At 40.9% G+C, this 22,149-nt stretch carries 28 protein-coding genes, 6 tRNA genes, 2 pseudogenes and 1 riboswitch; of the genes and pseudogenes, 4 read left to right on the plus strand and 32 right to left on the minus strand.

From position 1 onward, the window contains the following. Positions 1 to 80: 80 nt before the first annotated feature. Positions 81 to 227: riboswitch (cyclic di-AMP (ydaO/yuaA leader) on the minus strand. 58 nt (positions 228 to 285) lie between these two features. The 14 genes and pseudogenes from rocF to IEX12_RS05670 form a co-directional block, all read right to left on the minus strand. Next, the gene (gene rocF / locus IEX12_RS05605) at positions 286 to 1,188 is read right to left on the minus strand and encodes an arginase (RefSeq protein ID WP_088052023.1); all 903 of its coding nucleotides are present in this window, start codon (positions 1,186 to 1,188) and stop codon (positions 286 to 288) included. A gap of 272 nt (positions 1,189 to 1,460) precedes the next feature. After that, positions 1,461 to 1,769 (minus strand): annotated as a pseudogene (locus tag IEX12_RS05610) (VOC family protein); the annotation flags it as partial. 179 nt (positions 1,770 to 1,948) lie between these two features. Continuing rightward, a complete protein-coding gene (locus IEX12_RS05615) occupies positions 1,949 to 2,095 on the minus strand; it encodes a VOC family protein (RefSeq protein ID WP_371871275.1) in 147 nt (48 codons plus the stop codon). Positions 2,096 to 2,169: 74 nt separating this feature from the next. Next, positions 2,170 to 3,288, minus strand: a complete 1,119-nt coding sequence (locus IEX12_RS05620) for a phosphomevalonate kinase (protein WP_286170945.1) — start codon at positions 3,286 to 3,288, stop codon at positions 2,170 to 2,172. Next, positions 3,285 to 4,262 carry a diphosphomevalonate decarboxylase gene (gene mvaD / locus IEX12_RS05625; protein ID WP_188724777.1) on the minus strand — a complete coding sequence of 326 codons (978 nt, stop codon included), beginning with the start codon at positions 4,260 to 4,262 and terminating at the stop codon, positions 3,285 to 3,287. The genes IEX12_RS05620 and mvaD overlap by 4 nt, the downstream gene beginning before the upstream one ends. A gap of 434 nt (positions 4,263 to 4,696) precedes the next feature. After that, positions 4,697 to 5,557 (minus strand): annotated as a pseudogene (mvk, locus tag IEX12_RS05630) (mevalonate kinase); the annotation flags it as partial. Beyond that, positions 5,554 to 6,843, minus strand: coding sequence for a hydroxymethylglutaryl-CoA reductase, degradative (locus IEX12_RS05635; RefSeq protein WP_088052018.1), 1,290 nt, complete (start codon positions 6,841 to 6,843; stop codon positions 5,554 to 5,556). The gene IEX12_RS05635 and the pseudogene mvk, both read right to left, overlap by 4 nt. Before the next feature lie 221 nt (positions 6,844 to 7,064). After that, positions 7,065 to 7,140: transfer RNA gene (locus IEX12_RS05640), tRNA-Lys, on the minus strand. A 59-nt stretch (positions 7,141 to 7,199) separates the two neighbouring features. Then, positions 7,200 to 7,274 (minus strand) — tRNA-Gln (locus IEX12_RS05645). Between the two features lie 12 nt (positions 7,275 to 7,286). Then, a tRNA-Tyr gene (locus IEX12_RS05650) sits at positions 7,287 to 7,371 on the minus strand. Between the two features lie 39 nt (positions 7,372 to 7,410). Continuing rightward, positions 7,411 to 7,486: transfer RNA gene (locus IEX12_RS05655), tRNA-Thr, on the minus strand. A gap of 92 nt (positions 7,487 to 7,578) precedes the next feature. Next, positions 7,579 to 7,654: transfer RNA gene (locus tag IEX12_RS05660), tRNA-Val, on the minus strand. 78 nt (positions 7,655 to 7,732) lie between these two features. Continuing rightward, positions 7,733 to 7,807 (minus strand) — tRNA-Glu (locus IEX12_RS05665). A gap of 106 nt (positions 7,808 to 7,913) precedes the next feature. After that, entirely contained in the window at positions 7,914 to 8,240 is a 327-nt protein-coding gene (locus IEX12_RS05670) for a hypothetical protein (protein WP_155555314.1), read from the minus strand. A gap of 132 nt (positions 8,241 to 8,372) precedes the next feature. Here IEX12_RS05670 and fabI point away from each other — a divergent pair, with 132 nt between their 5' ends. Next, positions 8,373 to 9,149 carry an enoyl-ACP reductase FabI gene (gene fabI, locus IEX12_RS05675; protein ID WP_088052016.1) on the plus strand — a complete coding sequence of 259 codons (777 nt, stop codon included), beginning with the start codon at positions 8,373 to 8,375 and terminating at the stop codon, positions 9,147 to 9,149. 458 nt (positions 9,150 to 9,607) lie between these two features. Here the strand turns inward: fabI and gvpU are convergent, their stop codons facing one another. The 18 genes from gvpU to motA all read right to left on the minus strand — a co-directional run bounded on the left by gvpU (position 9,608) and on the right by motA (position 19,205). Continuing rightward, positions 9,608 to 10,015 (minus strand): gas vesicle accessory protein GvpU, encoded by a 408-nt coding sequence (gene gvpU, locus IEX12_RS05680; RefSeq protein ID WP_088052015.1) that lies wholly within the window; start codon positions 10,013 to 10,015, stop codon positions 9,608 to 9,610. Positions 10,016 to 10,158: 143 nt separating this feature from the next. Continuing rightward, a complete protein-coding gene (locus IEX12_RS05685) occupies positions 10,159 to 10,380 on the minus strand; it encodes a hypothetical protein (protein ID WP_102414379.1) in 222 nt (73 codons plus the stop codon). Positions 10,381 to 10,455: 75 nt separating this feature from the next. Beyond that, complete coding sequence (locus tag IEX12_RS05690) at positions 10,456 to 10,608, minus strand: periplasmic substrate-binding domain-containing protein (protein ID WP_155555313.1); 153 nt, start codon at positions 10,606 to 10,608, stop codon at positions 10,456 to 10,458. Positions 10,609 to 10,631: 23 nt separating this feature from the next. Beyond that, positions 10,632 to 10,973 carry a gas vesicle protein gene (locus tag IEX12_RS05695; RefSeq protein ID WP_088052012.1) on the minus strand — a complete coding sequence of 114 codons (342 nt, stop codon included), beginning with the start codon at positions 10,971 to 10,973 and terminating at the stop codon, positions 10,632 to 10,634. A 31-nt stretch (positions 10,974 to 11,004) separates the two neighbouring features. After that, entirely contained in the window at positions 11,005 to 11,289 is a 285-nt protein-coding gene (locus IEX12_RS05700) for a gas vesicle protein K (RefSeq protein ID WP_088052011.1), read from the minus strand. Beyond that, the gene (locus IEX12_RS05705) at positions 11,243 to 11,533 is read right to left on the minus strand and encodes a gas vesicle protein (RefSeq protein WP_088052009.1); all 291 of its coding nucleotides are present in this window, start codon (positions 11,531 to 11,533) and stop codon (positions 11,243 to 11,245) included. The genes IEX12_RS05700 and IEX12_RS05705 overlap by 47 nt, the downstream gene beginning before the upstream one ends. Before the next feature lie 18 nt (positions 11,534 to 11,551). Continuing rightward, positions 11,552 to 12,358, minus strand: coding sequence for a GvpL/GvpF family gas vesicle protein (locus IEX12_RS05710; RefSeq protein WP_102414378.1), 807 nt, complete (start codon positions 12,356 to 12,358; stop codon positions 11,552 to 11,554). Between the two features lie 6 nt (positions 12,359 to 12,364). After that, positions 12,365 to 12,622 carry a gas vesicle protein GvpG gene (locus tag IEX12_RS05715; RefSeq protein WP_088052006.1) on the minus strand — a complete coding sequence of 86 codons (258 nt, stop codon included), beginning with the start codon at positions 12,620 to 12,622 and terminating at the stop codon, positions 12,365 to 12,367. Continuing rightward, on the minus strand, positions 12,622 to 13,389 hold the full coding sequence (locus IEX12_RS05720) for a GvpL/GvpF family gas vesicle protein (protein WP_088052004.1): 768 nt from the start codon (positions 13,387 to 13,389) through the stop codon (positions 12,622 to 12,624). Before IEX12_RS05720 ends, IEX12_RS05715 begins: the two co-directional genes overlap by 1 nt. Before the next feature lie 15 nt (positions 13,390 to 13,404). After that, entirely contained in the window at positions 13,405 to 14,331 is a 927-nt protein-coding gene (gvpN, locus tag IEX12_RS05725; RefSeq protein WP_102414376.1) for a gas vesicle protein GvpN, read from the minus strand. A 36-nt stretch (positions 14,332 to 14,367) separates the two neighbouring features. Then, positions 14,368 to 14,634, minus strand: a complete 267-nt coding sequence (gene gvpO / locus IEX12_RS05730; protein ID WP_102414375.1) for a gas vesicle protein GvpO — start codon at positions 14,632 to 14,634, stop codon at positions 14,368 to 14,370. A 58-nt stretch (positions 14,635 to 14,692) separates the two neighbouring features. Further along, entirely contained in the window at positions 14,693 to 14,953 is a 261-nt protein-coding gene (gene gvpJ / locus IEX12_RS05735) for a gas vesicle protein GvpJ (protein ID WP_088052001.1), read from the minus strand. A gap of 28 nt (positions 14,954 to 14,981) precedes the next feature. Continuing rightward, on the minus strand, positions 14,982 to 15,545 hold the full coding sequence (gvpQ, locus tag IEX12_RS05740; RefSeq protein WP_102414374.1) for a gas vesicle protein GvpQ: 564 nt from the start codon (positions 15,543 to 15,545) through the stop codon (positions 14,982 to 14,984). Positions 15,546 to 15,660: 115 nt separating this feature from the next. Further along, positions 15,661 to 15,921: a gas vesicle structural protein GvpA gene (gene gvpA, locus IEX12_RS05745; protein WP_102414373.1), complete on the minus strand. Its 261-nt coding sequence runs from the start codon at positions 15,919 to 15,921 to the stop codon at positions 15,661 to 15,663. A gap of 653 nt (positions 15,922 to 16,574) precedes the next feature. After that, the gene (locus IEX12_RS05750) at positions 16,575 to 17,024 is read right to left on the minus strand and encodes a GNAT family N-acetyltransferase (protein WP_088051997.1); all 450 of its coding nucleotides are present in this window, start codon (positions 17,022 to 17,024) and stop codon (positions 16,575 to 16,577) included. 138 nt (positions 17,025 to 17,162) lie between these two features. Then, on the minus strand, positions 17,163 to 17,621 hold the full coding sequence (locus IEX12_RS05755) for a chemotaxis protein CheX (RefSeq protein WP_250889891.1): 459 nt from the start codon (positions 17,619 to 17,621) through the stop codon (positions 17,163 to 17,165). A 29-nt stretch (positions 17,622 to 17,650) separates the two neighbouring features. Further along, complete coding sequence (gene motB, locus IEX12_RS05760; RefSeq protein ID WP_188724778.1) at positions 17,651 to 18,427, minus strand: flagellar motor protein MotB; 777 nt, start codon at positions 18,425 to 18,427, stop codon at positions 17,651 to 17,653. Next, entirely contained in the window at positions 18,405 to 19,205 is an 801-nt protein-coding gene (gene motA, locus IEX12_RS05765; RefSeq protein ID WP_088051994.1) for a flagellar motor stator protein MotA, read from the minus strand. The genes motB and motA overlap by 23 nt, the downstream gene beginning before the upstream one ends. A 413-nt stretch (positions 19,206 to 19,618) precedes the next feature. Here motA and IEX12_RS05770 point away from each other — a divergent pair, with 413 nt between their 5' ends. The 3 genes from IEX12_RS05770 to IEX12_RS05780 all read left to right on the plus strand — a co-directional run bounded on the left by IEX12_RS05770 (position 19,619) and on the right by IEX12_RS05780 (position 22,109). Beyond that, on the plus strand, positions 19,619 to 19,966 hold the full coding sequence (locus IEX12_RS05770) for a DUF4064 domain-containing protein (RefSeq protein WP_088051993.1): 348 nt from the start codon (positions 19,619 to 19,621) through the stop codon (positions 19,964 to 19,966). A gap of 598 nt (positions 19,967 to 20,564) precedes the next feature. Beyond that, positions 20,565 to 20,942, plus strand: coding sequence for a PH domain-containing protein (locus IEX12_RS05775; protein WP_088051991.1), 378 nt, complete (start codon positions 20,565 to 20,567; stop codon positions 20,940 to 20,942). A 255-nt stretch (positions 20,943 to 21,197) separates the two neighbouring features. Beyond that, the gene (locus IEX12_RS05780; protein WP_155555311.1) at positions 21,198 to 22,109 is read left to right on the plus strand and encodes an endonuclease; all 912 of its coding nucleotides are present in this window, start codon (positions 21,198 to 21,200) and stop codon (positions 22,107 to 22,109) included. The last annotated feature ends 40 nt before the right edge of the window (positions 22,110 to 22,149 follow it).

Consider the following 22,149-nt stretch of genomic DNA (forward strand, 5'->3'; position numbering starts at 1 on the left):
AAATAAATCCACATGCACATTACAGTCACCTAAAAACCACAGAGGCAGAGCCCTGTGGTTCGATCAGTAATGAGCACTGTATCTCCTCTTACGGACGCTTACGAGGTTAGCTGTCGGATTCGGGTGTTAAGAGTCACCCTACCATTAATATGGATTCACCCCTAGTGATGATCACATCACAAAAATGGTTCCCCCGTTTTCATTTAGAAATTAAGCGGTTATGAAAAGTAAAAATATGATGCTCATTATCTTACGCTTATTTATAAAAGTTGTAAAGTCTATTTTTCATTTTAATTTTTCACCAAATAAGGACCCCATCAATCCGACCGCAACTGTAGCCGTCTTGTTCTTGTCATCCAATATCGGGTTTACTTCGACAAATTCTGCAGATGTAAGAATGTCTGCTTCAGCAAGCATCTCCATCGCCAAATGACTTTCGCGATAGGTTAGTCCACCCAGGACTGGAGTCCCTACGCCTGGTGCTTCCGATGGATCCAGTCCATCCAGATCAAGACTAAGATGAACACCATCTGTACGCTCCTGTAAATAGTCAATTGTTTCTTGCATCACCTTCGTCATACCGATCCGATCAATTTCATGCATGGTGTACACTTTTATACCTTTTTCTCTGATTAATTCTCTTTCACCTGGGTCGAGTGAGCGCGCTCCGACAATGACGATGTTTTCCGGTTTGACCTTAGGCTGGTAATGTAACATATTTGTTAGTTTTTCATGCCCAATTCCAAGGCTGACAGCAAGCGGCATGCCATGAATATTCCCTGATGGTGACGTCTCTCCGCAATTCAAATCACCATGAGCATCATACCAAATGACGCCCAGGTTTTTATAATGCTTGGCAATTCCGGATAGACTGCCAATCGCAATACTATGATCCCCGCCAAAAATGAGCGGAAACCGATTTTTGCCGATTTCCTGATCGACCATTTCGGCTAATGCCTGATTCCCTTCAGCAACTTGTTGCAAGTTACGCAGGTTTCCATCCCGCTTGTCATCCTTTCCATCTGGCCGATTAATTGGGATATCCCCTAAATCGCTTACATTATATTGTAAACGTTGTAATCTCTCAATAGCACCTGCATAGCGCATTGCACTTGGGCCCATATCAACCCCTCTTCTATTTTGTCCTAAATCCATCGGTACCCCGATGATAGACATATCCTTTTTCATCCTATCTGCCTCCTCATGTCTTTATTTTAGCTAAAATAAGGGTAATGACTCAACTTGACATTTATATGTATATATATGCAGGAGGTAATAGTAGTTCAGATTGATGTTTGCGTTACTCCGCTGATGTTTTTTTCTTCACGGTTGATATTGGCGTTTCATTGTCGTTGTTTCTGCTTTTTTGATGTGGGTATTTTATTGATAACAGATAGATGGTTAAAAAATACACAATTAATAAAAAGGCAAAGATCATCAATCAAAGACCTTTGCTTTCCTTAATCAAAAAATTCCATATGCGGCTTCTCCGCTTTGTAATAGTCCATTCGATCCTTTAACGTTCCTGTATGAAATTCAAACTTATGCCCATCTGGATCCGTAAAGTAAATGGATTTCCGGTCGCGTTCATCACGATCCCGTCCCGGCAGAATATGTGCATTAAGCTGCAGCAATTTCTGATAAACGGATTCAAAATCTGTTTCCTCGATAGAAAAAGCTGTATGTGTATATGACTCCCAAATTTCTTTTCGGGGAATACCCGTCTCCTCATTTAGCGCCAGCCATAATCCATCCAGGTTAAGAAAAGCGGAAGCGCCCGTTTAGCAACGTACAAACTGGAGCACTCCGCAATGAGATAAAGGAAACACGGTGAGCTGGAAGCGAACCGATGTTGACTTATCGTAGTGAAGGAGTGTGAAGTTTGCTAGTTGCTGGGCGCTGGAGCTGGACATGGCCAACTCTGACGTAAGCAGAATAGAGCCTAAATTTATATACTTTCTTTACTTTCAAAATAAGCGGTTTTTCGCCCTTTTACGAGCAATTTTGCGTCAAATACCGCTTGATAAAATGCGATCGACTTTTCCAGATCAGACACCGAAAACAGCAAATGATTGATTCCTTTCACAAAACCCATTTGATCACCTTCCATTTATACCTTTATCATATAAAAAATCAGGTATAAATCCCGTGAAGGACATTACCTGATCATCATTCGTGAAATGTTTCCACAACCCTTGCCCCATCGGAATTGGGGTTAATCGTTAACGGCTTTATTCCCGCATCCTGCCAGGCCTTCAATAATTGCTGGGCATTTTCCTTACTTGGCATAAACGCAATACCGCAATCCCCACCGCCAGCACCTGAAGGCTTTCCTGCACCACCATGTTGTTCAGCCAGATCACACAATGTTTTTAATAAAGGTGTTTCAACATCAACTCCAGCGTTTTCTCCTACAGTAGCAAGTGCATGCCGATTCTGTCTGACCCCTTTGAACAAGAGATCCAAGTTTTCTTTTTCAAATCCCTCTAAAAAGGTATGAACAGCCTGTTCGCTCTCATGTAAAAATTGCTTATAAAGCCTTGGTTGAGCGCCATTAAGCTTACGGATTTCCGGAATTAACCTCGAAGTTGATGCAGGTTTCCCTGTCCACCCGATACAGATATACACATTTTTCGGAAGTACGATTGGCTTAACAGAAAAATAACGCCAATCGCTTTCCAGCAGTTCGCTGAGGGAACTTGTCTTTTGGTAGTTCTCAAGGAGCCAATCCGCTTGAAATGAGCTATAGCGAAGAATGCCGCCATAGGATGATGCAGCAACATCAGCTCCAGAACCACTACCTTGTGTTTTAACATGCGCCACAGCTGCCAGTTTAAATATCAATTCTGCTGAAGGAGCAGGTAAGTACTTGTGCAAAATCGCGGCAACAACCGAAGTCACGACAGCTGCACTTGATCCTAGTCCATACTTTACACCTGAAGCGTCTTCCAGCTCACTTTTAATTGATAAATGAAAAGCAGCTGGCGTAATCCCATGTTCCTTTAAATAAGTAATCGCAACAGTCATCGCATCTTTAACAAACCGGATACGGCCATCATCTGTAGCAATCCTGATTTCACTATTCTCATATTTCCACGCTAGCCTTGTCAATTCGAAATCCAGTAAAGATAAATAATTGTCACTGCTTTCGGTTAACGTAGCATAAACATAACGATCAACCGCCATGACAACTAATTGGTGATATGGCTCCAGAACAGCGAATTCTCCAGCTACCATAAGCTTCCCTGGTACCTGAATCGTCATGGATGCGTTCGGCAAATGTCTCATAAATAGGTTACTCCCTGTCCTGATCGACTGACAATCACATCATGTACACCAGGTATCTGACGGAGCATTTCCTGCACGATTGTTTCATCTTCAGGTAAATAGAGAACTTTCACATTCGGACCAGCATCAATCGTAAAAAATACCGAAATCCCGCGCTCCCTCATCGCCTGTACTCCCTGCATTACCCGAAGTGTTGCATCGTGCCAATACGTAAACGGCGGATTCGCTCCAAGTGTTGTCGCATGCATTCTCAAGCAATTTGCCTCCGAGATGCTGCCAACTTTCTCAAAATCGCGTTGGTTAATTCCGTCCTTTATTTGCTCAAGATCACGCGGAATACTTTTTAACCAACCTGGATAAAACACCGATGTGTCAACCGTTCGTTTCATACCTTCCCGACTGGAGATTTTTTTCGTCGTTTCCGATAAGACCACGGCTGCAACCCTCACATCCCAGTCTTCCGCTGGTTGCACTTGAACAGCATAGGAATCGGATCCATCCTTTTCCGTTCCTTTATGCCATTCGACAAACCCGCCAAAAATAGACCGGCACGCCGATCCCGATCCCAGCCTGGTCAACCTCGAGAGTTCCTGATCACTAATCGACAAATCAAGCGCTCTCGTTGTTGCTGCCGCTAATGCCGCAAATCCTGATGCTGATGAGGCAAACCCTGCTGCGGTTGGAACATGATTGGTCGAACGGACTTCAGCATGTAAACTTGTTGCTTGCGTTTCCCTTCTTATAAAATCAAGAAACGCTGCAACACGATTATATTGTTCACCCCTAATAACCTGCTCATTTAGAAGAAACTCGTCCTGGAAAAGCTCTTCACGGAATGTAACCGTAGTTGTCGTATAGAACACGTCCAGTGTCAATGAGAGACTGTTGTTCATCGGCAGGATCAGGGATTCATCCCGTTTCCCCCAGTATTTTATCAGGGCAATGTTTGTATGTGCTTTAGCTGTTGCCTTCATCAATATCCTCATTTCATCTTAGCTGTAAGGGCGTTCAAAAAGTCCGGTAAAATGACACATCGATGTTTCTAAGTAGCAGTGGGAGATCTTCCGTTAAAACTGCCTTACCACAATCGCCAACAGCAGAAGTCCCTACGTCTTGTACAAGCCCGCTCCTGGGATATTAGCGCTTTTCCTGCGATGTCTATTCGGAAAGCCTTCCTTTTCGCTCCCGCCGCGCCTTGATCTCCTACACGCACGTGGGCCAGTAGTCGGCGATGCAACAGGACGCCTGAAACGTTAGCCGACCTTGATCCTTTTTATCCTCTTTTTTGAACACACTCGTAAAATAGTTACAATTGTTTTCGTAATACAAAAGGCCAAACTGCATGCGCTCCGAACCTTTTTAATTTCTCGGACAGGTAATGCGAATGTGCCTCGTTCCGTGCTAAAGCAATAATACAGCCGCCATTTCCGCCGCCGGTTAGCTTTGCACCTAACGCACCCTCACTCCGGGCTAAATAAATTAGTCTGTTTAGCCCCGCATCACTTACACCAAGAGCTTCCAATTCCTTTTGTGCCTCATTCAAGGTTTTGCCTAAAATATGTTTACTAGCCTTTTCAAGTGCTCGTCTGGCATGATGGGTAATTTCCCCAATACGATCAAGGCTGGCTTGTATTCTCCTCGGTGCGGATTTAAATAACTGTGCCACTGATTCAACCGCAGATTTTGTATCCCCCATCCGCCCGGAGTCAGCAACGACGAAATGGAAGTCTGCTTTAGGTTGAATAAAATAGAACGGTCTCCCCTTTTCATACCAAACAGGAGATCCCGACGTAATCGTCAATGTATCAATCCCGCTTGGCGCACCATGTGCATAAGTCTCCGAAATATTAGCGAGACTGAGCAATTCCTCCTCCGTATAGGGTTCATCTGCATATGCAAATAATGAACGTATTACAGCAATAGCAACCGAGGCACTGGATCCCAGACCCTTGCCAGGTGGTATCGATGACTTTATACGAATCAACAAATCTTTACACGGTAAACCAAGCTTTTTTATAGCCGCTTTTACACAGTTCACGATTCCATCCAATGCCTCCGGTGCCAAGTCAAGTGGGCCATGATAAAACGTACTATCCATTTTGACTGCTCCGGGTACGTTTTCAACCACTGATTCCACTCCAACCAAAGGAAAAGGGATTGCGATTGCAGGTTGTCCGTGCACAACTGCATGTTCCCCAATTAAAATCAATTTACTATGAGCTAAACCGATAGCTGTTTGTTCTGAAGTTGTTGCCTTTTCTGCACTCATTTTATATATTCTTCCACCAATTCTTTAGCTTTTCCAACACGGATTTCTTTTTCCTGAATCAATTGTTCTGCAATAATATCAATCATCTCCCCAGTAGCTCCTGCTGCCATGGCAACAGACCGAGAATGTAAGGCCATATGTCCCTTTTGAATACCATCCGTAACCAAGGCTTTTAGTGCCCCAAGGTTTTGCGCGAGTCCAACTGCTACAATGATTTGTGCCAGTTCCTCGGCAGACGCTACCCCTAATATGGTATGGGCAATTTGCGCCATGGGATGAACACGAATTGAACCGCCAACAGTCCCTACAGACATTGGCAATTCAAGCTCTCCCACCAAATTTCCGTTATCATCAACAGCCCACGTTGTCATGGAGCTGTATTTTCCATAACGAGCTGCATATGCATGCGCCCCAGCCTCAACTGCTCTCCAATCATTGCCGGTAGCAATAACAACCGGATCAATTCCATTCATAATCCCTTTGTTATGTGTAACCGCCCGGTAAGGATCCGAGGCAGCAAATTCATAAGCATGTACAACCCCGTCCCGCACCGCTTCTCCGGCAAAATCATCCGACCCTAAGAGTTCAGGCGGGATGGCACAGCTTGCTTTAGCCAGGCATCGATCTGCATAATTGGAAAGGATACGTAAATACACCTTCCCATTTGTTAGTTGTTCTATTGAGGGTGCCAATGCTTCCACCATGGTATTGATAATATTGGCACCCATCGCATCGCACGTATTAATATATACATGGACTACAAGCATTTTACCATATTTTGATCCTGAACCTTCATTTAAAAGTCTAACTTCCAGATCCTCTGCGCCGCCACCCCTGGCGACTAAACTAGGATATGCAGCATTTGCATCATTTAGCAATGCGTCCCTTTCCGCCAATATCGCCTTTTTAGCCCCTTCGATATCAGGGCAACCGACAACCTGAATTTGCCCGATCATAACTCGCCCTGTCGATTCTGTTGTGAATCCACCGGCATCCCGGACAATTTTGGCAATATAACTGGCAGACGCTACAACAGATGGCTCCTCGATAGCCATTGGCACAGCATAATCCTTGCCATTAATTAAAAAGTTTAATCCTAATCCAAGTGGCAAGGGAAAGGTTCCAATAACGTTCTCAATCATATTATCCGCTGTACCTAATGGTAACGACTCAGCTTTACGTAAATTATTTAGTTGTTCGTCATTGAATAATTGCATAGATGCCAGTAGCTCTCGCCGCTTTTCAACAGTCATATTGTAAAAACCGGGGATCCTGGAAGTTTTCATACCAACTCATCCTTTTGCCTTCCGTATAATATATTTATATCATGTATGATTTGTTTTTAGAAAAAAATTTACTCTTTCTATTATGTAAAAAAACAGCGTAAAATGCAAATAAACAAGGTTGTTGATAAACAGTACGACCTTGTTTTTTCTAATTATACTATGGATAGTGACATTTATGCTAGAGTTCTTTTGGATAAATTGTTATTAAATAATGGAATAAATGGTGAGCCATGGAGGATTCGAACCTCCGACCCTCTGATTAAAAGTCAGATGCTCTACCGACTGAGCTAATGGCTCAAAAGCAATATTGGCAATTGCTAGTCCTTATGTAATAAACGGTTGAAAAAATAAAAAAATGGCTGGGCTACCAGGATTCGAACCTGGGAATGACGGGATCAAAACCCGCTGCCTTACCGCTTGGCTATAGCCCAACAATCTGATAATGGTGGAGGGGGGCAGATTCGAACTGCCGAACCCTGAGGGAGCGGATTTACAGTCCGCCGCGTTTAGCCACTTCGCTACCCCTCCGTATTGTTAACCATATTTCACGATTTATACATAAAAAAATGGTGCCGGCCAGAGGACTTGAACCCCCAACCTACTGATTACAAGTCAGTTGCTCTACCAATTGAGCTAGGCCGGCCTATAGTTTCTTACCTAAGTATGCTCATCGTTCCAGAAGCTTATTCAGTAAGATCGGGAAAACCGGAACATTACAGCTTTGCTCGGGTAAGATGGTGGAGGATGCAGGGCTCGAACCTGCGACCCCCTGCTTGTAAGGCAGGTGCTCTCCCAGCTGAGCTAATCCTCCATGTACAGGATGTGGTGGTGCATGTATTGTGACATAACGTTATTTAACATGTCCGCCAAATTGCCATTTTATCTTTAGTGGTGACCCGTACGGGATTCGAACCCGTGTTACCGCCGTGAAAGGGCGGTGTCTTAACCACTTGACCAACGGGCCTTAACGGCTTTGTCATCGATTAAAATAAAACCTTGTCGCAAACCGACGAATTTTATTATATACAGATAACCTATTTTTGTAAAGAGGATTTTTATATTTTTTTACTTTATAACGGAAAAACCTTTCCAACCGCCGATATTTTGCATTTTCCGGTTGATGTTTCCGATCTCCGGCCGATGTTTCTGCTCTCCGGTCGATGTTTCCGCTTTCCGGCCGATGTTTCTGCTCTCCGGTCGATGTTTCCGCTTTCCGGCCGATGTTTCTGCTCTCCGGTTGATGTTTCTGCTCTCCGGCCGATGTTCTCCTCCTCCGCCGATGTTTCCGCTTTCCGGTCGATGTTTCTGCTCTCCGGCCGATGTTCTCCTCCTCCGGTTGATCTTCCCGCTCTCCGGTCGATGTTCTTGTTTTTCCGGTCGAAATCCACACTTTCCAAGTTGTTATTTCCTCATCTTCCAGCAATGCCCCCTGATTTAATCAACAGCTAAGCATCATTTACACTATGGTTTCTTTAACGGAAAGGTTTGGGGTATAATATGTACAGTATTCATATATTGGAGGTAAACAAATGTCCGATTTATTAAAAGGAAAAAATATCGTTGTAATGGGGGTAGCAAACCAGCGAAGCATTGCTTGGGGAATTACCAAATCGTTACATAATGCGGGAGCAAATTTGATTTTCACTAATAGACAAGAACGCTCCTATAAAAAATTAGTCAAGCTGCTCGAGGAAAACGGAATAGAAGCCAAATTAATTGTCACATGTGATGTTGCTAGTGACGAAAGTATTCAATCTGCCTTCAGTGAAATTAAGGATAAAGTTGGCGTTATTCATGGATTGGTTCATTCTGTTGCTTTTGCCAATAAAGAAGAATTAAAAGGCGAATATGCCGATACTTCCCGTGATGGCTTCTTATTGGCACAGGAGATAAGTGCTTATTCACTTGTAGCTGTCACAAAAGCTGCCAAAGAACTCATGACAGAGGGCGGCAGTATTGTTACCCAAACCTACCTTGGTGCAGAACGAGTTATTAAAAACTACAATGTCATGGGTGTTGCAAAGGCATCCTTAGAGGCTAGTGTACGGTATTTGGCGGAGGACGTTGGAAAATATGGCATCCGGGTAAATGCCGTTTCTGCGGGTCCAATTCGAACATTATCCGCTAAAGGTGTATCCGGGTTCAATGAAAAAACCTCTGTAATTACGGAAAAAGCGCCTTTACGCCGTAACATTGATCAAGATCAAGTGGGCGATGCAACATTATTCTTCATGAGTGAACTATCAAGAGGAATTACCGGCGAAGTTCTTCATGTTGATTCGGGATATCACATCATTGGTGGCTAAATGAAATAGACGCTTGCCTTCAAGCGTCTATTTTAGTACGTATATTTTAGCTTTTGAGTCCGGGTTCCATTGGGTGGTAAATTGTAGGAGGATGGTTTGGAAGCAGAAGCATAGACAGGCGAACCATTTATCATGTTCCTAATCTATTTAAATAGACTATTGGTCTAACTTCTTAATATGTAGTTTTGAAAGAGCAGAGTGACCAATAAGAAACCCCACTTGGTTGCTATCTTCCGTAATTTCCCCGTTTTTCCGAGGGTGATTCCGGTTTATAGCTGCCTAGATCAACAGATTAGCCTTTAGTTACGGTCTTTGGATGTTACATAAAGACATGGTAACGAATTTGGACGGGAAAAAATAAGACACCTGCTACACAACAGGTACCTTCTTGAGTAAATTCTAACTTACACACTTTATTTGACAAACCCTCTTTTTTAGCTTCCGGTAAGTTAATAAGCTTATTTCTTTTCACCTTTGCTTTTCGTCTCTTGTATTTTGCCGAGGAAAAAACCATCGACTTCAGCTAATTTCCCTCTCCAGATGATTTTTCCTTTTGATGGCGTGGAATGACTGTCCCCGCAATAGATTCGTGCGTTCTTTAAATGGATGAAATTAGCCCCTTCGTTATTACTCTCGCCAGCCGTTTCTCCCGCCTTAGCAAGTTGTTGGCTTAATTCTTGGGCAATATCCTTTCCGCCTTCGAATTTTTCGCTCAGGCTTTCGAAATATTCTTTAGCTGAGATTGTTGTCCCCGTAACGACTAATCCCTTGAGATTCAAGGTGATATCTAGTGATAAACCATATTTATTGGAAGCCTCTACAAAAAACTCCAGTATATTATCTTTTGGTTGGGTTGCAGAACTCATTAGTACCATCCCCTTCACGCCATGATTTAACTTGCAACCGTATCATCCTCTCTTGCAACAGCCGTGTCCTCTTCCCTATCATCCATCTTTTTTGAACCTTTTGTTTTCTTTTTGCTGCCTTTTTTTGTTTTGTTGTCTTCCTCTTACTTTTCTTCATTCTCCTTGCTTAAACTCTGCATCTTTTCCTCCAGCTTGCCAAGCCGTTCATTTAATTTCTGGTTTTCTGCAGCTAGAGCATGGTAATCGTCAAGGGTCACCTCTCCTTCGTCCGTAACCTCACTTGTTTTTTGTTTTTCCCTCGACTCACTTTCATCGCTATTGTTAGCTTTATCCTTTTTCAGCAGATGGGATCTCGCCTCTTGCATTTTGACTGTTCCAGTATCTTTAAATTCTGTAAGTTTTTCTTTTGTAGCTTTCCCTACATTAGCTCCCTTTTCTTTTTAATTTTCCTTGTCAAGGCGTGACAATAGCTTTTTCGCTCTTTCAGGATTAGCAAAGTATCCAGCCGTTGCACCGAGAACCCCGCCTGCAATTGTTCTTTTCACAGACCCGCCAGTAACTAGGTTTTTTACTTGCTTCTTTTTGTCAATCATCTTCAATTCCTCCGTTTCATTTTTTAATAATTTTCTGTTGTTGCCTTATCTGGTAAGCTTTCTTTTACATCCAGCTTTTGTTCCAGTCGCTGAAGCCGATCATTCAGTTTCTTGTTTTCCTCTTCCAAAGCTTTGTTGTTTGTTTCCGAGGCCTTGGAGCTTAAATAGGGATCGGCCTCCCACCAATCCAGCCCGATTTCCTTTGCCTTATCCACGGAAGCAACGATCAGGCGAATCTTTATCGTCAGCAGCTCCACATCAGCGATTCCAACTGTAATATCTCCGGCAATAACAACGCCCTTATCTAATATTTTCTCTAAAACATCAACAATCGTGTCTGTTTTCACCGGATGTTCTACTGTCATGTTTATCACACCTCTTATCGGTAATACTTGCCTAAAGCAAACTTCCTAACGGGCCAAGATCAATATTTAAATCTTCATCATCAAGGTTGAAGACCTCCTTCAACTCATGCATCTTCGACTCCAAATTCATGAGGGCCACACCGAGATCTTCAATTTGTTCATCAGTCAGCGTCCCACCATCGACACGGCGTATCGCATGCCGCTCAACAATTTGCCTTAACAATTCGATAACTGTCATGACAAGTTGAGCTAACCCATGTTCTGCATTATCAGGATCCAAATTGATTCGTCCATTTGTCTGGTTGGCCGGTTGCATAAACCAATTCCTCCCTTTCTTTATCAAATTGCTCGGATGAAAGCTCCTTCCGCTCATTAGCCTGTGCTTTTACAAGAGTTTCAACGGAAGCGATCAGGACACGTAAATCAAGATAGACCAAATCAATCCCGGCAATTGAAATCATTAAATCTCCCTTAATTGCCACCCCTTTATCAAGAATGACATCCAAAATATCAATCAGTGAAATATCCTTGTTGGCGTGGCCTTCCCTCTGAGTAGACATCAGCTGTCCCCCTCACTTTCAAGATAAACCAGCAAAATGATAAGCAGGCCATGGACCGGTTGCTTCGAATTTCCAACCTAGATTAGCCCACGTATCTTTTAATTCATTGATTTTCTGCAAAAAACCTGTAACATGTGAAACCGGGACAAGGTAAACACTATTCCAACTCATATTATCTTCCCTGCCCGTTACGTCCTTGTTCCAATTTTTCTTTATTGTCTCGTGCAGAGAAAATTGACGAAGTTGTGCATGAGCATTTTCACAAACCTTATCTTTTTCCTTTTCCAGCTCTTTATCTACCATTTGCTCTATCTTCCTTTTCGCAAAGTACTGCTTCCCTGGAGGGAACTGGCTGATTTCTTCTTTTTTTGCTTCTATATTTGCATTGTTCGCACTGATGTAGCTTTTCAACACAGTATCATCACAGTAAATTTTCAGATTCCATTCTTCGCTTCCATCAATTAATGAAAATGAGCGTAAAAGTTTCTCCTCGTTTTTTTCAATAGTTTCCCGCAAATTTTCTTCATTAGCAAAGATGGTACAGAATTTCATTGGAATGACATTATATCGTTCATTGAGTGCAATCAGCATTTCATGGTGATGAAAGGCCTTTTCCCGCAGCCATTCCATATCATTGTTCATCTTTTCCTTGATGGACTCCTCTGAATAGTCCTGATCATCAAGATGGCAAACAACTGCCAGCGTATTGTTTACTGCTAACGGGTACACCTTATGTTGTTGATCCAGTCCCTTAACGACCGGAAACGCTTCTTTCTCTAACTCTTTAGCGGGGATAACCCCGTATAAATAAACGAGTTCAGCCATTTTCCTTCACCTCTGCTGCTTCGTTAAATTCTCCCATTGTTCCATCTCCCGTTGCTTAGCAATCTCATATCGGGCTATCAACTCATCTTCCTGCTCTTTGTAAACCGCTTCAGAAATATCATTTAATTCATACATCATTTGCAGTTGAATCAGCTTTTGCTGAATCGCGGGGAGATTATAAAGTTCCTTGTCTGCCTCTTCTTGCACTTTCTCGGCAACTTTAATGACAATATTTATCGGTGCAGTAGCCAATTTATGCAGCATTAGGTCTCCTCTACCTTCAACCTAAGATTAATAAAGTTATAGGCAGGCCACGGACCGGAATAGTTAAACTCTACCCTGTCCTTCCATTTTTCGTGCAGTTCATTCACTTTTCTGTCGAATGGTTCCTCATTGTCTTTATCAACTAAAAAGGATGCATTCAAAAGCATTCGCTCACTTGTCGGCTCATTTTGCCTGGCCGCTTCAGCATCGGTTTCCAACGGCTCAAGGATATCAGTCCGTATGTCATCCTGTATCTTTGAAAAGAACTTCTGGGCCATCCCGCCAAGCCTGATACGATCATAAAATCCAGCAGCCTCCGATTTCCCACGTACCTTTTTGGACATCCCTTCTACTTCAGGATGCTTGTTAATTTCCGTCTCAAGCCATTCTCTTTTCCCGATGACTTTTAAGCCGAGCTCGAACTTCCCTTTAATTTCCGGAAACAATTTTTCAAACTGCGGATAAAGATTCTTAAGCAATGCTTCTACGTCTTTTTCTGTCTTAAATACATTGCCAAAACTAATCGGAATGACGGTATCCTTTTGCTCCATCACAGAGGAAATAATCTCTTGATGCATCAGCAAGTTTTCTTTATTCGGATGATAGATTTTCATGGGAACTTTCGCCGCGACTATGGCTGCATCCTTATAGTGAATGGTGAACGTAGGGTGTTTTTCTCCTTCAATAACCACTTCACCAAACCATTCATCTTCTTCCGTTTGCACACCGCAAAAAATATAAATTCCCATTTCATGTGATTGACTCACCATTCTCCCTCCTTGCTATTCTTCTTTAACGGACACTTTCCTGCATTCCTTAATAATCAGGTCATCCGCTTTTTCGTCAAAACCCTTTTGAGCGAGGCAACGGCTAACGGGATACCATAAAATATCTCTGCATAACTGCTGGAATTCCTTGTCGCTACCATCCACTGAAATGTCCGCTTCCTCGACAAGCCGTGCAATCATCATGGAAGCCCTGAGACTTGGCCCAGTGCTGTCGTCCCCACTGCAAATCTTCCTAAGTTGAGAAACAAATGCAGTAATAGCCTTCGCTTCGTTTTCGGAAACTCCTGTTTTACGCTGAACAATAGCAGCTTCTGTTTCATTATCTTTATAACCGAGCGGAATAGTTATCAGCCGATCCAATAAAGCATCCTGTGTCGGATAGACTCCCGCATATTCAGCTGGATTACTAGTGAATATGACGTTAAATTCTGGATGGACACGTACAAAGGGTTCTGTATATTTCGTTCCGTATAATGGAAGAACGCCTTCCTCCAGTATAGAAAGAAACAAATTATTGGTTGACGGCCTGGAACGGGTAAATTCGTCGTAAATTAATGTATAACCTTTTTTCACGGCTTCAAGTAATCTGCCATTACGCCATAATTCTTTGACATTCTCCTCTTTCTTGTAAACAGAATGAATATAATTATCGACAACCTTCTTGCTCGAATAACCTGTAAACGCACCAATTAGATCTTCATTTGATAATACATGATTGCCATGCATCAACATGACAGGGCGTTTTCGTTTTTTGGCAACAGCAAGCGCGAGTGATGTCTTTCCGGCTCCAGATGGACCTGTAAAATGAACCGGATAACCAGCAACAAGGTAATCTAGCGAGCGTGACATTAAGTTCTCCAAGCCGTCATCCTGAAAAAAAGCTGTCGTTTCCCGGATAATGTTTTCCTTTAAAAAAGTCATTTTTCAATATCCCTCCTGGCGGTCACCTCCCTATTCCTATTCTTCTTGTTGGATGGCACTACGATAACGAATATTCTTTCTTGTAAAGGAAGTCACTTCTTTTTCCTTGTTTACTAGTACGTCATAAATGCCTAGCATCTCGTCTTTGGCATATTTCTTCATGTACTCCCTTTCCTCAATAACTTCAATGATGACCCTCCACCCTTCATCATCGGTTTTCTCCAGGGAAGTAATTTTATGTGGAGGGGCAACATTTTCAGTAAAAAAGTCCTTCACAACATTCATGATTTCCTTGATTTCCATCGTCTTCCTCCATGTATAAAGGTAGTCATGGTCATTTTTAAACTTAAAGTTCGTAAAGCTAAATGCTGAATGCTTTGTCTCTTTCGTTGGATTGGGATGGCAAACCTTGTTCCTCCACCTCATCCCGTAACAATCCGACAGCTTCTGCGTAACGCAACCATGTATCGACACTGGCGATCACTACTCTTGCTTCTACCGTTAATATTTCAATACCTACAACGGAGACCCTCGCAAACGCATCAATGACGATTCCTTTGTCCAAGATACGATCAATCACCTCTGCTAGACTGGAACTATCGGTACTCTTTTGCACAGCCATTTAAAATAACCTCCTTTTGATTATTCGGTTAAGAACTCATTGTCTTCCTATCTTTTAATGTTTTAATATTCTCTGAAGTCTTTACGTCCGTATAGCTGTTAATTTGATTCACACTCTTGATGTCGTTAATCCCTTTAATCGTTTTGCTACCATTTTTATCATTGGATGATATATTTGCCTGGAATGCTTCGCCGGTTTCTTTTGCCTTTTTCACCTTTTCACGAATACCTAACAAAACGTCTTGTAACTTATAACTTGCCTTCTTAGCCTTTTCGTGCACCTTGTTGGCGTTCTTTTCCTTCGCTTCGGCCAGTTTTCCAGAAGCTTCATTCATCTTGGATCGAACCTGTTGCTTGACTCTGTCCTGAAATTTCTCAGCCACCTTCTCTTTTGCCTCATCCTTGACCTTCTCTCTTAATTCAGAAGGGGCATGTTTGATGACTGTTTTGGCGGTATTAAACGCTGCCTTTTTCACCCCTTCCTTTGCTTTCTCCCGAATCACGGGAATCATAAATGAAGCGGTACCGGCAGCTAATCCCCCGACAATGGTTGCTCTTTTTAACCTTTGATTATCAGAATTTGTTTCCGCCAACAAATCACCCTTTCAAATGTGGCTTACTTACTCATTTCATTTCTTTTGCCGGTAATTGAAGTATGTCTCTCCACTTTATAGAAAACATCATGAACCCGTATTTCTACCATCCATGCTAAACACTAAATTGTGGTGTCCTTTCATTCTGTTGTTGCGGAAGGGATTCCTCCTCCACATCGTCACGAAGCAGCCCAACGGCATTTGCATATCTTAGCCAGGTATCGACACTGGCAATAACTACGCGGGCTTCCACAGTAATAATTTCAATACCTACCAGAGAGACTCTTGCAAATGCATCAATAACAATACCTTTGTCAAGGATTCGGTCAATAACCTCGGCAAGACTGCAACTATCCGTACTTTTTTGCACAGCCACGCCATCATTCTCCTTTCTTTAGGTGTTTTTTTGAATGTACCCATCTGGACACATTCTTAAAACAACCAGATAGGCAAAGTTTCCAATATTTTTCGTGGTTTTCTAATTATGAAATGGTTTTGTAATAATGAAAGGTTGACCTAAACCTATTTATAGAAGATTTGAATCGTTTATTTAAAAACATGACAAGCGTGTTACGTTTACTTGACAATCCATTCATTGCGTCCAATTTATAAACAAAAACCCAATTATTGTACTGGACTTTTTTCGATCACAATTAATACTGCCATGTTGGTGTTGCATTGGTTTCAACTTTAAAAGTTTATTTCAGCGGAAACAGGAAAGTTTAAAAAGGTATTATGAAGGTGAGTATTTATTTGGTAAAAATATTGATTTGGACTATCTACTATGGAATAAGTCCTCTCTTTTGAAGCATGGAGAAACTTAAAATCAAGTTTTGAACGGAGGTTAGAGCGATTCATTATCGCACATGGGGCTATTTTTTGAATAGGAAATTTTTGGTGCAAAAAAGTACGAAAGACGTAGGTCGTATTTACACTTTCGAAACGCAGAGGTTTTAAAAGTGAAGTCCCATCTAAAGGGACTCTACTTATAACCTATACCTGGATCAATCCAATTTACTGAAGTGAAAATTAAATTCTCTTTTCAAAGGAAGCGAGGGATAGATACTGATTTACTCTGATTACGCCAACACTGTAAAACCCATTTTTTTCATAAAAATTTATTGCGGGGGAATTTCTGGACCCAGTCGTAACCTTTATTATTTCAACCCCGTCCTTACCTTCAATGAAATGCAGCAGCCTCTTGGCAATTCCCTTTCTAAAATGGTTAGGATGTACGATTAACCGATGTATATCCATTACACCTTGTTCAATCTTTATGGCTATAACCCCGGCTAATTCCCCATCCAAATAGTACCCATAAAAAGTTTCTCCGCATTGTTGTAACGTAGTAACTGTATCTTTTAATGGAGGTATATCATCATAATCAATTAGTTCTGCTTCTACCCTGTAGGAAGGTAATTGAACGTTTAATACCTTTTCTGCCAAATCAGGGTTGGTAATATCCATTTTTTTAATCAATTCGATTTCCCTTTCCGCTCTTATGCTCAGTTAGAAGATTTCGAACCTAATTGGTGAATATATATTCCCTCTGTATTAGCTTCTTCAGCCTTTATCGTAACATAGCAGCGGCAAGATCACTTTGTAAAAGTTCGTTCATCAATCCAGTAATAGGTTAATATCCAATTCCCCCATCTTGTCAAATGCGGTGGTTACTTGAAGGGCCAATTTATATCCGGTTAACATAGTGTCGCCTTGCAGGATTGTTGGGGAGGTAATATCAATCTGAAGCCCCTTCTCAACGACAATCGTAGCCATCCCGCCGGCAATCATATTCCCTAATTCCCCACTGAAGGAGGAAAGCATTTCACCTTCTAGTGGCATACCAAACATTTTTTCTCCGATCATGCTAAAAAGACCTGAATCCCCTGCCATTACTAATTTGCCCTTTACATCACCAGTAATACCGATCAGTACACCAAATTGCAGCCGTAAGGGATGTTCCAATCGCCGCGGCTTCTTTATCTCGTGATCTACAGGAACGACATTTTTTATGGACAAAAAAGAACTATTAAGCAGCTCTGTTATGGCTAAGTTTTTCTCCATTGTTACTGACAACACGATCCCCTCCTTTAACCTCCAGTTTTTTATTCATCAGCTTTTTCACTGTCCTTTACATCAATTTCAGTATTAGGTAATACAAGAACTTCTACCCTTCTATTTTTTGCCCGATTTTCTTCGCTTGAATTAGGTACAATCGGTTGATGCTCACCAAATCCCTTTGCACTAAACATAGTTGGGTCAAGGCTGTTGTTCTTCAGAATAAGGCTCATGAAATTGACTGCACGCATAACACTTAATTCCCAATTGGATCTGAATTCACTATTGTTAATGGGACGATCATCTGCATGGCCACTGATCACAACTTCACGAGGCGGATCGGCAATCAAAAGCTTTGATACTTCTGCTGCAATTTTCCTTCCATCTTTTTTAACAATGGCACTTCCCGAATCGAATGTAACATCGTTTCGTATCGTGATTAAGAGCCCTTCCCCTGTTAATTGCGTCTCCAATACTTTTTCCAAATTATTATTTGCAATATAGTCATCAACTTTTGTTTGGAGCTCCTTTAATTGAGTCCATTCATTTTTGCTATTCCCTTTCGTTTTCGTTTCTTTTGCATCCTTATCCGCTTCACCTGGAACCTCTGCTGGAGCACCACTATCGTCAAGGAACCCTGTACCGCCGGAAAATTCACTTTTAAAAACCCTGGTAAGCTGTTCATATTTTTCAGCGTCTATCTCACTCATGGCAAATAGGACAATAAATAGCGCCAATAGAAGTGTTAATAAATCGGAATAGGGTAACAGCCATGATTCATCAACTTTATGTTCCCTATTTTTACTCCGTTTCTTCTGCTGCATCGGCTTCCTCCAGATCTATCTTCGCTAACTCTTTTTGTGATAAGTAAGAACCAAGCTTATCGTTTACTACTTGTTTTGATTCGCCGTTGGTTATCGCTAAAATTCCCTCTATCATAATTAGTTTCACTTCAGCCTCATCTTTAGATTTTTCCTTTAATTTATTTGCAAAAGGATGCCAGAGAACATAGCCTGAAAAAATACCAAATAACGTTGCGATGAAAGCCGCGGAAATAGCATGACCTAAAGCCTCTATATCATTTAGATTGCTAAGAGCTGCAATTAAACCAATGACCGCTCCGAGCACTCCCAGGGTAGGTGCGTATGTACCAGCTTGTGAAAACACGGTTATCCCTCTTTGATGTCTTTCCTCCATTGCACTGATTTTCTCCAACATCACCTCTCGGATAAAATCAGGTGATTTTCCATCTACAATAAATTGTAGTCCTGATAATAGAAAAGGGTCTTTTACGCTATCCATCTGTTTTTCCAATGACAATATGCCTTCTCTTCGGGTAAGGTCTGCCCAGTTTGAAAACATTTCAATAACTTCTTTCATATCCGTACGATCCGCTTCCTTAAACAGTATTTTAAAATAGGAAGGCACCTTTTTAATGGTACTCATTGGAAATGCGACGCATACAGATGCAGCTGTCCCTAAAAAGATTATCAATAAAGCTGCTGGGTTTAATAAGGCGATGGGGCTGACACCTTTTAATACCATTCCTGTTCCAATTGCAATAATCCCTAATATGACCCCAATTATTGATGTCTTATCCACTTTACTCTTAGCCCTCCATTTAAATTTTCAGTTAATATTTTTCGCCATCAAAATAAAAGCTTTTTGGCATTCCACGTATAAAGGTCTTAAAACCTACATCTCATTTGCTGTTTTTATGATTTTTCACAAAACATCCAGTTCTATAGACCTATAATTAAATATATCGGTTTATCTTGATTTTTTATAAATAGCAAAAACGAAATCAGAAATATTTGTTTTTATTTGAACAGCAGAGAATGTAAATTCAACGTTTTTCTGTATTCACTTCATCACAAATGTTATTGGTACGAGACTAGTTGCCTTGGTATCGCCCGGATTATCTGAATAGGGTAAATTAATTGTCTAATTATGTCGAAAGGGTAGCGCTACTTTTCGTTTATATAGTAAAATTGTATCAGGAAAGGAGGGGTAACATGAATAGAACTACAGAATTCGTTTTAGGACTTATTGGCGGCATAATTGGATTCTTTGCTGCTATTTTAGCATTATTCATTGGAGGTGTTGATGCTGCCTTCAGTAGTGACGGCACAAGTGAAGTAACTGGATTGGGTTGGGCAGCATTTTTATTCTCCGCGTTAGCTATAGTAGGTTCAGTAGTAGTCAAATCAAAAGCAAAAGCTGGAGGAATACTTTTACTAATATCAGCAGTAGGCGGACTTATAAGTATTTCAATGTTTTACCTTATTTCGGCAGTGCTTATCGGTATTGCAGGATTCATGGGAATCTTTAAAAAAGAAAAAGAGAAACAAGCTGCTGCTTAAAAGGTAATCAGGGGGGGGCGAGCTCTCCCCCTATTTAATCCCTTCTGTTCTTTTGACTGTTGCTTTTAAAGCTTCTTTCATACCGTGGCTCAGACTTTTATCATTATCTATTTTTTCAAGTTCTTTTTCTATAGTGCACATATTGCTGTTGAGTTTTATTTTCCGTTGTTATAGTCGCCGCTGAATTTAGTATCTAAACGATCTCGTCCTCTTTACGTTACTATTAATTAGAGTGAGACAGTTAAATTCCTCATCGAATCTGTACAGTTAACAGCGCTTGGATTAACAAGCTACAATGGATGGGTAATTGTTCGCAAAACGTTTGCGACGATGAAACTTGGATTCGCTTTAAGGGAGAAACGTTGAAGCATCTTGATGTGACGCAGCGGAGAAAACTATTTTATTCGGGTGGGATTAATTAGGATTTGCCGCTTATTCATTGGTGCTTTACAGGATCGGAACGGAAGGACAGTGAAATTAATAGAGGATAATCTTGGACCTTATGATGATGGATATGAAGGTCACAGCTTTCCTATTCGTAAACAAATGGTACGATAATATTAGAATTTTTTAATCTATAAGACTCGGAGGGGTTATGATGGGCTTTTTAAGCGGTATTATCGGGAATGCATCGACAGCAAATAAGGAAGCTGTACGAAAAGATATCGGCAAATTACTCGCGGATAATGAAGAAATTGATGTGGCTTTCAAGCTGATTCGGGATTTGATCGTTTTCACAGACAAACGGCTTATCCTGATTGACAAGCAGGGAGTCACCGGCAAAAGGACAGAATACCATTCCATCCCATACCGGAGCATTTCCCATTTTAGTGTCGAAACAGCTGGTCATTTCGACTTGGACGCTGAATTGAAAATATGGATTTCTGGTGCTGAGCAGCCAGTGATTGATAAGGAATTTAAGAATGATGATAGTGTTTATACGATGCAGAAGGTGCTGGCTGCGGTATGTTCTTGATGAGAGTGGGGCTGACTATCGGCCCCTTCACCCCACATTTCTTCCATATAAAATAAGGCCTCCCAATCAATTTCCCACCATTTATTCAAGAAACTAATTGGCATCCTTTCCTTGGAATATTTTTTGTTGGGTTTTAAACTAACAAAATTAAAAAGTTAAAATAAAGAACCTGTAAATTCCAATAAAAGAATAACTAACCCTATTACTACTTTTATGATATAATCGAAAAAATATTCTTATATCGGAGTTGTTTTCATGAAATACTCCTGGGAAGACACATCCCATTCCTTTAAAGCAAGGATTATCGGCAAGCTACTTGGAGATGGTAGCATAACACAGCAAAAGGGGAGAAAACCACGTTTCCAGTATACCCATTGCGATAAGGATTACGAGTGGAATCTCTATTGCTATAAAAACTTGAAAAACTATATTCCATTAAATCCTCCGAAATATAAAAAAGTATATGATTCAAGACTAGAGACTGGATTCAGTACGTCCTATTATACTCAGTCAAGAACTTCAGACCTAATTACATATTTGTGGAAGTCCTGGTATCCAAATTTAACAAAACAAATCCCTTTTCAATTACTTGAGGAATACCTTTCAACAGAGAGCCTAGCATGGTGGTATATGGATGATGGGCATTTAAAACAAAAGAACAATAAACCGAAAAAAATTATATTGTCAACTGAGAGTTTTACTGAAAATGAGAATAAGTTCCTTGCAAATCTTCTTTTAAGAAAATATTCATTAGCTTTCAAAACCGACAAACAAAATCGACTTATCTTGTATAATCAATTCCAGATTTATTATTTTTTGCATTTGGTACATCCCTATATACATAACAGTATGTTTAGAAAAACAATTAACCAATTTCATATTACTTTCGCAGTAAAATCCAAACGAACAACATTATATTTATCAGAGAATATTCATCTTGAAAGACCGACATTAGAAATTAATCTTGCCCTCCACAAATTAGATGCTTTAATTAAAGAATATAAAACAGGCACTTTTTATTTGAATTATCCTAATGTACCACAACAACACTTTACTAGACCCTATCAAGTCATTATTACCAAAGAAAATCTGGAAAAACTATTATTTTTAAAGGAAGTAACTGGATTAACATCTAGTAAGTTAACTGAATTGACATTTGGGATATAGTAGTCTTCATTTAGATATCCTTGGAATTATTGAAGGATGC

It is taken from the genome of Lentibacillus populi, from assembly GCA_014642895.1.
In the GTDB taxonomy this organism is placed as follows: Bacteria; Bacillota; Bacilli; order Bacillales; family Amphibacillaceae; genus Lentibacillus_C; species Lentibacillus_C populi.